We start from the raw sequence: 11,302 nt of genomic DNA, 5'->3' as shown, positions 1-11,302 counted from the left end.
CTATATTTAACCAAATCCAATCTCCTTTTTCCATACCTTAGATATAACTCCCCCTCACATATATTAATCATAATATCAATTGTCATGAAAAAATCAACCATGTACAGGCTGGGTGGAATAATTCTTGTTGTCATTCTTAGTATAACGCTACAGAACTGCGGGGAAGACGAGAAAAAAGAGGTCAAGGAAATCGAAAAAATAGTCGAGATCGCGGCTGCGGAACCCGAGTATTTCCTCTTGAGGCCGGAGGTGGAGAAAGCTTACGGCTACTCACATGCGGTGAAGATCGGTAACAACATCAAGGTCTCCGGAGCGGTGAGCATGGATGATGGCGGGAACCCAACAGCAATGGGTGACCTGGAACAACAAATGAAAAACTGCTATGCGGATCTGGAAGAGATTTTAACGCATTTTGGCTGCACTTTTGATGATGTGGTAGTGGAAAACATTTTCACCACTGATATGAAGAAAATGTTGGAAGTGGCGGCTTACCGCAACGAACTTTACAAGAACCACTACCCCACCGGCACCTGGGTTGAGGTAAAAGGGCTTGCGCTACCGGAGTTCATGATCGAGATTGAACTCGAAGTGCATCATAGCGGTGAGCGGGTTAGTCTGCGAGACGATTGACATCGCCAAAATTTAAGGATCAAGGAAGTTTCACGGTAGTAGTTATTAGTAAATCGGAAAAGGTAATTCCATCCTTCACCATTTAACTTTTAATTATTCAACCTACTAAATCACTACGTCCCCACGTCCCTACTTCTACATTTCACTCAGTTCCCGGCAGTGCTATTTAGAAAAATTCTAAATAATTTTACCAGCTCAAAATCCTTTTTTATTTTTAGCCCTTCGATGCAAGGACAAAAGATCATTAGCACAAAATTCGCGACGCGGCAGGTTATTGTTGCGGCACTGCTCTTTATGATGGTGGGCACGGGATTGGAGCTGGTGCTGATCGACCATTACGAGGACCTGCTGCAGTTGATTCCGCTGGTGTGTATCGCCCTGGCTATGGTCCTGGTACTCGTATTGTTATTTTACAGAACACGGTTTACAATCGGATTCTTTAAACTGGTACTGGGCGTTTCAGCCCTGAGCGGACTCTATGGGACTTTCCTGCACCTGCAGGCCAATTACGAGTTTGAACAGGAGATGCAGCCTACCGCAGATGACTGGCATTTACTGGTAGAAAGTTTGTCCGGCGCATTGCCGGCCCTTGCCCCCGGCAGCATGATCGTATTGGCATTACTTGGATATTCATACATAACCCTGATAAATCAAAAACAACAATGAAGACAATAGCAAAAATGGCCTTTAGTGCCGCCCTGATCGGACTCACCGTAGTCGCCTGCAAGGAAGAGAAGAAAGTAGATACCAACAGCGAAACAATGACCGAGGAAGCCAAAGGGATGGAGGAGTCCGGTATGGTGGAATCCAATGAAGTGCTCAATGTGAACCTCGCGACGGAAGAAGATCTGAACAACAGCGGACTTCCTGCAGATGTGATCGGTAAGATCTTGGAAAAGAAACCCCTTCTGACTATGCAGGAACTGGATGAGATGCTGGGCGAGGATGTCAACAGGGATGAACTTTATGCCAAGATCTTTATTCCGATGGATCTGAATTCGACTGCCGAAGAAGATTTTAAACTGATCCCAGGCGTAGGCGACCGTATGGCGCACGAGTTTGAGGAATACCGACCCTACACCAGCGTGGAACAATTTAAGCGCGAGATCGGAAAATACGTGGACGACGAGGAAGTTGAGCGCTACCTGAATTACGTCTATGTCCCCGTGGAACTGAACACGGCATCTGAATCGGACATCAAAGCGCTCCCCGGCGTAGGCGACCGTATGGCGCACGAATTCGAGGAGTACCGCCCTTACAAGAACATGGAACAATTCCGCACCGAGATCGGCAAATATGTCGATGACAAGGAGCTGGCGCGGTTAGAGCGCATGGTGTATATAAAGCAATAGACGCCTAGGGCGCTATTGCTTTAGTTCGAGGTTTGAAGTTCGAGGTTCGAAGTGGGCAGTGGGCAGTAGACAGTGGGCAGTAGACAGTTTGCAGTTTGCAGTTTGCAGTTTGCAGTTTAAGATCTGATATTGGCAGTATACAGTAACTAAAATTAACCTATTCCTGTCACTTCTGTCCCCCTTGTCACTCTGTCACGCCTTTGTACCTATGTAACCCCCTCAAGTTCGAGGTTGGAGGTTTGAAGTTCGAAGTGGACAGTGGGGAGTTTGCTGTTTGCAGTTTACAGTTGGCAGTTGGCTGTTCCCGGTTCGCCGTTTGCAGTTTAAAATAATCTGTAGTACCGTTTGACGGCGTCATGGCTTGACGGCATCCCGAAATATCCGTGTCACCGCATCACCGGGTCACCGTATCACTACTTGCATCACTGTATCACCCGCCCGTACCGGACGGTACGTTCCTGCCCGACTACGTCATTCCATCCTGGACTTTGTCCAGTCTGGCAGGCAGGCGGGCGGGCGGGCCGTATCACCGCATCACTGTATCACTGCATCCCCGTATCACTGCATCACTGTATCACCGGACCACCGCTTGACAGTGTGCCGCTGTAATGCCCCCCTATCGAATATTCCCCTCCTTTACAAAGAAATCGATCACTTCTATATTCCTTGTCAACTGATCCAGGTATAGTTCTACTTCTGTTTCTTCAAGCAATTCATCCTGGAGCTGTTTAAAGTGTATTTCGCCACTTTGCTGCGGAGCGACCAGGATGGTTCTCCCGTATTTTAAATTGAAGAATTTCATATTGATGATCGCATAAGACTTACCATCGTAGGCACGTATCACTACCCAGTCTGTCTTATAATTACGACTGTTAAACGTGCCTTCAGCAAGGTAATTGGGATGGTTCCTTGAGGTTACGATACTGGGATTAGGAAGCGATACGTCATCAGTCAGACACAGAAGGTTTATAAGAACCTCACTGTTCTTATTCAAGGGCTTGAGTAAAGATTCATTTTGCTCACCACGCCGGATAAAAACACTCCTGCTGACCACATCTCTCTCCCCGATTTTTAAAGGAAACCCCATAGTTCCGTTCCCAGGCGTATTATATTCAGCAACAGGAAATGAACCTACATAGATTGGAAAACCAGATTCATTTATCTCTTTTTCATATTCCAGATCTGAACTGGGCCCTGTATTCTTGTAAATGTCCTTGTTCTTGGCCTGGTAATGGTCTTCAAGATTGGAAACAATTGCCGCACGGCTACTTTTACAACTGAGTTGCTGTAGAGCGATAACGAGTAGCAGGAAAACCTTCAGACCGACTTTCATGTGAATATATTTTACTGCCTGAAATATAGAAAAAAGTCATCACTGTGATATCACAAGAACCAGAAACCCTCCCGCTGTCACTCCTGTCCCCCTTGTCACCTTTGTCACATCCCTGTATCACTGCATCACCGCATCACCGTATCACCACCTTTAGGCTTGATTCCTCGCCCCGCATTCTCTATCTTTAGCAAAATCACATTTGCGCTGGCTATGACGAATTATAGGATTACCGTCGGGGATCAGCAGATCTCCGCAACCCCCGGGGATATCGAAGACCTGGATATTATCAGGACCTCCGGATCCAACTACCACCTGCTTAAAGACAACAAAGCTTACCAGGTTCAGCTGTTAAGTGCAGATTACCTGGAGAAGCGCTTAAAAATTGCTGTCAATGGCACCACCTACGAGATAGAGATCGAAGATGAATACGACCAGCAGGTCAAGGAAATGGGCTTACTGGCCGTGGCGGCGCAAAAGGTGAATTTCATCAATGCCCCAATGCCCGGGCTCATTCTCGATATTATGGTCACGGAAGGACAGGAAGTTGAAGCGGGTACTCCCCTGCTGGTACTGTCTGCCATGAAAATGGAAAACATAATCGTGTCCCAGGGAGAGGGAGTTGTGAAATCCATTCCCGTTAAAAAGGACGAGGCCGTAGAGAAGGGACAACTGGTCATTGAAATGGAGTAGCACCTAATCACACAAATCCAACATGAAAAAAATATTAGTTGCCAACCGCGGGGAGATTGCACTGCGCATCATGAAGACCGCGAGGAAAATGGGCATTAAGACCGTGGCTGTTTATTCAGAAGCAGACCGGCATTCCCCCCACGTAAAATTTGCAGATGAGGCTATCCTCCTGGGTAAAGCTCCTTCGTCCGAGTCGTACCTGGATATGGAGAAGATCATCAAAGCCACCACACAATCCGGTGCAGAAGCCATACACCCGGGTTATGGTTTTCTCAGTGAAAATGCCAAATTCGCCCAAATGGTTAGGGACAACGGGATCACGTTCATCGGTCCTGAGCCCCATGCCATTGAGGTCATGGGTAATAAACTGGCTGCCAAAGATGCCGTCCGCGCATACGATATCCCTATGGTTCCGGGTATAGAAGAGGCTATCACCGATGTGAAACTGGCACAGAAAACCGCAGAAGACATAGGCTTTCCCATCCTGATCAAGGCCGCCGCCGGTGGTGGTGGTAAGGGTATGCGGATCGTAGAGAACATGAAGGAACTGCCTGAACAGATGGACAGGGCCATCAGCGAAGCCAAGGCCGCTTTCGGGGACGGCTCGGTTTTTATCGAGAAATACGTCGGTTCTCCCAGGCATATCGAGATACAGGTATTGTCCGATACTCATGGAAATACCCTGCACCTGTTTGAACGGGAATGCAGCATCCAACGCAGGCACCAGAAAGTAGTGGAAGAAGCCCCTTCTTCTGTGCTGACCCCAAAGATACGAGAAGCTATGGGCCAGGCAGCCATTAACGTGGCCAGGGCCTGTCATTACGTTGGTGCCGGAACGGTGGAATTCCTGCTGGACGAAGATCATAATTTCTATTTCCTCGAAATGAATACCCGTTTACAGGTAGAACACCCGGTCACTGAACTGATTACCGGGATAGACCTGGTGGAACAACAGATCAGGATCGCCCGTGGAGAGGAACTGGAGATCAGGCAGGAAGACCTGCACATTAAAGGCCATGCCGTGGAACTCCGGGTTTATGCCGAAGATCCCCTGGATAATTTTATGCCCAGTATCGGCACCCTGGAAGTATACCGCCAGCCCGACGGAAGTGGTATACGGGTAGATGATGGTTTTGAAGAAGGGATGGAAGTTCCGATCCATTATGATCCCATGCTGTCCAAACTGATCACTTACGGGAAGAACAGGGAAGAGGCAATACAACGAATGGTTGAGGCAATTGCCGAATATAAGATCGAAGGTGTTGCTACCACCCTCCCCTTCGGGAAATTTGTATTTGAGCACCCCGCCTTTACCTCCGGCGATTTTGACACCCACTTTGTAAAGAATTATTATTCCCCTGAGAAACTTCTCGACCAGTTTTCCGAAAAAGGACGGATCGCTGCTCTGGTTGGGTTAAAACTATTCCTCGAAAAGCAGGAGACCTTAAGGCTTCCGGAGAAAACAGGTTCTAACTGGAAATTAAACAGGAGCTAACAGAAATTATACCCCTACAATGGCCGATAAAAAGGAAAAAATAAAAGTATTAGAAGATAAACTGGCCCAGTCCCGCTTGGGGGGAGGCCAGGCTCGTATTGATAAACAACACGAAAAAGGCAAACTGACCGCAAGGGAGCGGCTTCATTTCTTGCTGGATGAAGGCTCCTTTGAAGAGATCGGGGCCCTGGTGACCCACAGGACCAAAGAATTCGGGATGGATAAACAACAGATCTATGGAGATGGAGTCGTCACCGGCTATGGAACCATTAACGGCAGGCAGGTCTGTGTGTTTGCCCAGGATTTCACCGTCTTCGGCGGAGCCCTGTCAGAAACCCACGCGGAAAAGATCTGCAAGGTGATGGATATGGCCATGAAGATCGGGGTGCCGGTCATAGGCCTGAACGACAGTGGTGGTGCCCGTATTCAGGAAGGGGTGCGATCCCTGGGAGGATATGCTGATATCTTCCACAGGAACGTTATGGCATCCGGGGTCGTGCCGCAAATTTCAGCCATCATGGGTCCCTGCGCCGGCGGTGCGGTTTATTCCCCGGCGATGACCGACTTCACCCTTATGGTAGAGCATTCCAGCTACATGTTCGTCACAGGCCCCAACGTGGTCAAGACCGTGACCAACGAAAATGTCACTTCTGAAGAACTGGGAGGAGCGTCCACTCACGCTACTAAATCCGGGGTTACCCATCTCACGGCTGCAAATGACCTGCAGTGTATTGAACAGATCAAGAAAATGCTGGGTTATATGCCGCAAAATTGCGAGGATGCTCCTGCAGATCTTCTTTACGAGCTGGGGGATGAATTGAGGGAAGAACTGGAAAGCATCGTTCCGGATAATTCGAACCAGCCTTACGACATGAGGAACGTGATCAACGGCATAATCGATAATGAAAGTTTTATGGAGATCCATAAGGACTATGCCGAAAACATTGTAGTGGGCTTTGCCCGGCTGGCAGGAAAAAGTATCGGGATCGTGGCCAACCAGCCTATGAGCCTGGCCGGAGTGCTCGACGTGGACAGCTCCAAGAAAGCAGCACGTTTTACCCGCTTCTGTGATTGTTTCAATATTCCCCTGCTGGTACTGGTAGACGTCCCCGGGTTCCTGCCGGGAACGGACCAGGAGTGGAACGGGATCATTACGAACGGGGCTAAGCTCCTCTATGCTTTAAGCGAAGCTACGGTACCTAAGGTCACCGTAATTACCAGGAAGGCATACGGGGGCGCCTACGATGTAATGAACTCCAAGCATATCGGTGCAGATATGAATTATGCCTGGCCGGGTGCAGAAATCGCGGTGATGGGTGCTAAAGGAGCCAGCGAGATCATCTTCAGGAAAGAGATCGCCAAGGCCGAGGACCCGGAAGCGAAACTACTGGAGAAAGAATCGGAATACGCCGAGATGTTCGCCAACCCGTACAGTGCAGCCGAAAGAGGGTTTATAGACGAGGTGATCTTACCTAAGGACACCAGGCGAAAACTGATCAAGGCATATTCACTGCTGGAACATAAGGCGGTGTCTTTACCGAAGAAGAAACACGGGAATATTCCCCTCTGATATTCAAAGTATAAATAATTAAGAAATGCAGTAAACATGTTTGCGAATCTGAAAATACTCATCATTTTACTGCTGTTAAACATGGGAACTTCATCGATGAAAGATCTGTCACAAACTTCCTCCCAGGCTACTGCCTTCTATGTGGGTACCTATACGGACAAAGAAAGTGAAGGTATTTATAAATATACCCTGGATGCTGATGGCAAACTCAGCTTATCAGGCCTGCTAGCCCGGGAAGAAAATCCTTCTTACCTGGCTCAAACAAGAGATGGGAAATACCTCCTTGCCGTCAATGAGAACAGTGACCAGCAAGGAGATGGGGGAACTGTAGCTTCGTTTGCTATCACGGCAGATACATTAAAATTCATTGACCGGAAAAAGAGCGGCGGGGACGCTCCCTGTCATATCACACCCAACCCAGATGGACAACTGTTGGTCTCTAACTACCTCAGCGGCACCATCGCCCTGCTTCAAATAGACAGTGAGGGTATGCTGCATGGGCCTCTGGATGTAAGCCGGCACCAGGGCAGCGGTCCACATAACAGGCAGGAAGCTCCGCATGCACATTCGGCCTGGTTTAATCCAGAAGGGAACGAGATCATAGGGGTGGATCTCGGTACGGACGAATTGTGGCTATATTCCCTTGAAAAAGAAGAAGAACAATTACAAAACACTGCTAAGGTCAAGATCCCGGCAGGTTCAGGTCCCAGGCACCTGGCTTTTCACCCGGCAGCGCCATGGGTTTACGTCATCAATGAATTAAATTCCACCATCACCCAGCTCAACCGTTCCGAGAGCGGGGAATTCGTAATTATAAAATCCGTAAGCACCCTTCCCGAAGGGTATGAAGGCGAGAATTACACAGCAGATATCCGGGTCTCCCCGGATGGCAGGTTTCTTTATGGGTCTAACCGGGGGCATAATTCGATCGTGATCTATGAATGCGACCAGCAAAATGGTCAACTAAGCCTGGTAGGGCATCATGAAACCCAGGGCGACTGGCCCCGGAATTTTGTGCTCAGTCCTGATGCAAAATACCTGCTTGTGGCGAACCAGAGGTCCAATTCGATCGTGGCATTTAAAAGGGATGGCGCTACCGGCAGGCTGGAATTCTCAGACAAGATCCAAGCTCCCAGCCCGGTCTGCCTGCTTTTCTGACTTCTAAAGGAGAACAGATCCTGTTTTTAATCTTGAAAGTGCAAGCTTTTTGCAGCCGGTTACATTAAATTGTTATCAGGGGAGGAGGGGTATTTTACCCCCCGGATTTTTCACCATTTTCTAAACCTTTAAGTTCACCTGATCTGAACAGCGATGTTCCCATCAGCGCCCTTAAAAACACGGTTTTTCCACCGCAAACTGAACCCAATACCGTTTTCATCCTGGATTACAGTATTATACCCTTCCAAGGGTATCCTTTCAAGGAAATAAATCGCTATTTTTAAGATCTCATCACAAGCAATCAACATGAAAAGAATTACAAGAACTCTGATCCTCCTGGCATTTCTTGTTGCCGGGACCACGGGCTACGCCCAAATGAAAAAAACAGCTTCCGTTGAAGGAATCACGCAATACGAGCTGGATAACGGCTTAAAAGTATTGTTGTTTCCTGACAACTCGGCCCAGACCATCACCGTGAACATCACCTACCTGGTGGGTTCCCGGCATGAAGGGTACGGGGAAAAAGGGATGGCACACCTGCTGGAACACTTGGTGTTCAAAGGCACCCCCAACCACCCGGATATTCCCAAGGAACTCACGTCCCACGGGGCAAGGGCAAACGGTACCACCTGGTATGACCGTACCAACTACTACGAAACCTTTAATGCCACGGACGAAAACCTGGAATGGGCCCTGGACCTGGAAGCAGACCGGATGGTGAACTCTTTTATCGCCAAGAAAGATCTCGACTCCGAGTTCAGCGTGGTGCGGAACGAATTTGAATCCGGCGAGAACAACCCTACAGGAGTACTGCTGGAGAAAGTCATCAATGCTGCTTTCTTATGGCATAACTATGGCAACAGTACTATCGGTAACCGATCCGATATAGAACGTGTGCCGATAGAGAACCTGAAAGCATTCTATAAAAAGTTCTACAGGCCGGACAATGCCGTGCTGATGATCACCGGGAAGTTTGATGAAGAAAAGACTTTAAACCTGGTGAAAGAAAAGTTCGGGAAGATACAAAAGCCGGATACTCCCCTTCGCGATTCTCATACCGAGGAACCCGCACAGGACGGAGAAAAACGAGTGGCCCTCAGCCGGGTTGGAGACCTGCAGCTGGTTTCATCTCTTTACCATACCCCATCGGGTTCTGATCCTGATTATGCCGCTATGTCTGTAGTAGAACAAGTTCTGACAGACGAACCCTCCGGAAGGCTGTACAAGGCACTGATCGAAACCCAGAAAGCATCTTCGCTTTGGTCCTTTTCTCCTTTTACTAAAGAACCCGGTTTCCTTTACATCAATGTCAATGTTCCGTCTGATAAGGACGCGGACGAAGTACAATCGGTTCTGACCTCGGTGCTGGACCAGGTTAAAGAAAAGCCGATCACCCAGGAGGAGCTCGATCGTGCAAAAGCGAAGCTGATGAAAGAGTTTGACCAGATCCTCAGGAACTCGGCAAGATTAGGCACCTTTATGAGCGAATTCATCGGGGCCGGGGATTTCAGGCTGGCCTTTATCCACAGGGACCGCGTCGAAGCCATGACCCTGGAACAGGTGAACAAGGCTGCTGCCAAATACCTCATCCCTTCTAACCGTACCATCGGCCGCTTCTACCCTACCAAATCACCGGAACGGGTTGCCATACCTCACGTAACCAACCTTGATTCCCTGGTGTCGGGCTACAAGGGGAAAGAAAGCAAGGGTACAGGCGAAGCCTTTGACGTAGCCTATGACAAGATCGAGGAAAGGCTGGAACGCGGTAAACTGGACAATGGAATACATTATGGCTTCATTGAAAAGAGCAACCGGGGAGCTACGGTAACCTTTAACTTCAGCATGAGAACCGGGGATGCCAAATCTCTTACTGGTAAAGGGATGATACCCTCTTTTACAGCTGCAATGCTGAATAAAGGCACCACCTCCATGAGCCGGCAGCAGATCGAGGACGAACTGAGCAGGCTTAAAAGTTCGGTGAATCTCTATGCCCGGAACGGGAATGTGTACGCCTCTATCGAGAGTACGGAGGAAAACCTGGAAGATGCGGTAAAGCTGATGATCGATATGCTGAAGAACCCTGCGTTCGATGCAGCGGAACTCGAGAAGATCAGGACCGAGCGTTTGGCAAGCCTGGAGAATAACAAGACAGAGCCACAGTTCCTGGCTTCCCAGCGTCTTGGAGAGATCAACAACAACTACCCCAAAGGTCATCCTAATTATAACATGACTATAGAAGAGCAGGAGGCTGCCATACAAGCGGTAACCGTAGAGGATGTGAAGAATTTCCATAAGGAGTTTTACGGGCTTGGCAAATCTATCCTGGTAAGTATCGGGGACCAGGACACCGGGAAACTTAAAGATATGATGCAGCAGGCCTTTGCAGGTTTTGAAGCCAGGCATCCCTATTCGGAGATCAAGAACCCGTTCTATATCAATAAGCCGGTACACGAGGACATCCAGACCCCGGATAAACAGAATGCAATGACCCTGGGCGGACAAACTATTGAGATCAGTGAATACCATAAGGATTACCCCGCGCTGACCATAGCGAGTACCATCCTTGGAGGTGGGTTCCTGAATTCGCGAATCGCTGAAAGATTAAGGCAGAAAGACGGGGTCAGCTATGGAGCCGGTGCCGGTTTCCAGGCAGATTCGGATAAAGAGGATTCCAATTCACAAGTGTATATATATGCCATCTATGCCCCTGCTAATTACGACAAGGTACAGCTGGGCTTTAAAGAAGAGATAGCTCGTTTTATTAAAGATGGGATCACCGAAGAGGAATTAAAAGATGCGATCAATGGCTGGGTACAGGGAAGAACAGTTTCCCGGGCCAAAGATAACGAACTGGCCTCCCTCGTTAATAATAACATCTATTACAACAGGGGAATGGAATTCCACAAAGCTATTGAGGATAAAGTGACTTCCCTGACTGTAAAAGATGTGAATGCAGCCATCAAAAAGCACATTAAACCATTCTCTGAATGGACGGTGGTCAATGCAGGCGACTTCAAGAAAGAAGGCACCGAATAGTTATATCAGTAAAGTTATAATATGAAAAACCCGGGGAA

The 11,302-nt window shown here is 48.4% G+C and carries 9 protein-coding genes; 8 read left to right on the top strand and 1 reads right to left on the bottom strand.

Annotated elements, in window-relative coordinates; genetic code table 11:
- The first annotated feature begins 84 nt into the window (after nt 1-84).
- The 3 genes from CLV82_RS05945 (at nt 85) to CLV82_RS05935 (ending at nt 1,982) form a co-directional block, all read left to right on the top strand.
- Nucleotides 85-630 (top strand): RidA family protein, encoded by a 546-nt coding sequence (locus tag CLV82_RS05945; RefSeq protein ID WP_133643360.1) that lies wholly within the window; start codon nt 85-87, stop codon nt 628-630.
- 225 nt (nt 631-855) lie between these two features.
- Nucleotides 856-1,296 (top strand): hypothetical protein, encoded by a 441-nt coding sequence (locus CLV82_RS05940; protein WP_133643359.1) that lies wholly within the window; start codon nt 856-858, stop codon nt 1,294-1,296.
- Complete coding sequence (locus CLV82_RS05935) at nt 1,293-1,982, top strand: helix-hairpin-helix domain-containing protein (protein ID WP_133643358.1); 690 nt, start codon at nt 1,293-1,295, stop codon at nt 1,980-1,982. Before CLV82_RS05940 ends, CLV82_RS05935 begins: the two co-directional genes overlap by 4 nt.
- Nucleotides 1,983-2,598: 616 nt before the next feature.
- Here the strand turns inward: CLV82_RS05935 and CLV82_RS05930 are convergent.
- Entirely contained in the window at nt 2,599-3,315 is a 717-nt protein-coding gene (locus CLV82_RS05930; protein ID WP_133643357.1) for a hypothetical protein, read from the bottom strand.
- A 210-nt stretch (nt 3,316-3,525) separates the two neighbouring features.
- Between CLV82_RS05930 and CLV82_RS05925 the strand changes: the two genes are divergently transcribed.
- The 5 genes from CLV82_RS05925 to CLV82_RS05905 all read left to right on the top strand — a co-directional run bounded on the left by CLV82_RS05925 (nt 3,526) and on the right by CLV82_RS05905 (nt 11,264).
- The gene (locus CLV82_RS05925) at nt 3,526-4,005 is read left to right on the top strand and encodes a biotin/lipoyl-containing protein (RefSeq protein WP_133643356.1); all 480 of its coding nucleotides are present in this window, start codon (nt 3,526-3,528) and stop codon (nt 4,003-4,005) included.
- Between the two features lie 22 nt (nt 4,006-4,027).
- Nucleotides 4,028-5,500 carry an acetyl-CoA carboxylase biotin carboxylase subunit gene (accC, locus tag CLV82_RS05920; RefSeq protein WP_133643355.1) on the top strand — a complete coding sequence of 491 codons (1,473 nt, stop codon included), beginning with the start codon at nt 4,028-4,030 and terminating at the stop codon, nt 5,498-5,500.
- Between the two features lie 19 nt (nt 5,501-5,519).
- Nucleotides 5,520-7,070, top strand: coding sequence for an acyl-CoA carboxylase subunit beta (locus CLV82_RS05915; protein WP_133643354.1), 1,551 nt, complete (start codon nt 5,520-5,522; stop codon nt 7,068-7,070).
- Nucleotides 7,071-7,106: 36 nt separating this feature from the next.
- On the top strand, nt 7,107-8,228 hold the full coding sequence (locus CLV82_RS05910; RefSeq protein WP_243744150.1) for a lactonase family protein: 1,122 nt from the start codon (nt 7,107-7,109) through the stop codon (nt 8,226-8,228).
- A gap of 306 nt (nt 8,229-8,534) precedes the next feature.
- Nucleotides 8,535-11,264 (top strand): M16 family metallopeptidase, encoded by a 2,730-nt coding sequence (locus CLV82_RS05905; RefSeq protein ID WP_133643353.1) that lies wholly within the window; start codon nt 8,535-8,537, stop codon nt 11,262-11,264.
- The last annotated feature ends 38 nt before the right edge of the window (nt 11,265-11,302 follow it).

Source organism: Zeaxanthinibacter enoshimensis, from assembly GCF_004362865.1.
In the GTDB taxonomy this organism is placed as follows: Bacteria; Bacteroidota; Bacteroidia; order Flavobacteriales; family Flavobacteriaceae; genus Zeaxanthinibacter; species Zeaxanthinibacter enoshimensis.
The sequence above is the reverse complement of the archived record's forward strand: the minus strand, read 5'-3'. Positions and strand labels throughout refer to the sequence as shown.

Excerpts from the sequence above, each read along its gene's own strand:
- CLV82_RS05905 (WP_133643353.1), top strand. The coding sequence starts at position 8,535 with ATGAAAAGAATTACAAGAACTCTGATCCTCCTGGCATTTCTTGTTGCC.
- CLV82_RS05915 (WP_133643354.1), top strand. The coding sequence starts at position 5,520 with ATGGCCGATAAAAAGGAAAAAATAAAAGTATTAGAAGATAAACTGGCC.
- CLV82_RS05925 (WP_133643356.1), top strand. The coding sequence starts at position 3,526 with ATGACGAATTATAGGATTACCGTCGGGGATCAGCAGATCTCCGCAACC.
- CLV82_RS05945 (WP_133643360.1), top strand. The coding sequence starts at position 85 with ATGAAAAAATCAACCATGTACAGGCTGGGTGGAATAATTCTTGTTGTC.
- CLV82_RS05930 (WP_133643357.1), bottom strand. The coding sequence starts at position 3,315 with ATGAAAGTCGGTCTGAAGGTTTTCCTGCTACTCGTTATCGCTCTACAG.
- CLV82_RS05940 (WP_133643359.1), top strand. The coding sequence starts at position 856 with ATGCAAGGACAAAAGATCATTAGCACAAAATTCGCGACGCGGCAGGTT.
- accC (WP_133643355.1), top strand. The coding sequence starts at position 4,028 with ATGAAAAAAATATTAGTTGCCAACCGCGGGGAGATTGCACTGCGCATC.
- CLV82_RS05910 (WP_243744150.1), top strand. The coding sequence starts at position 7,107 with ATGTTTGCGAATCTGAAAATACTCATCATTTTACTGCTGTTAAACATG.
- CLV82_RS05935 (WP_133643358.1), top strand. The coding sequence starts at position 1,293 with ATGAAGACAATAGCAAAAATGGCCTTTAGTGCCGCCCTGATCGGACTC.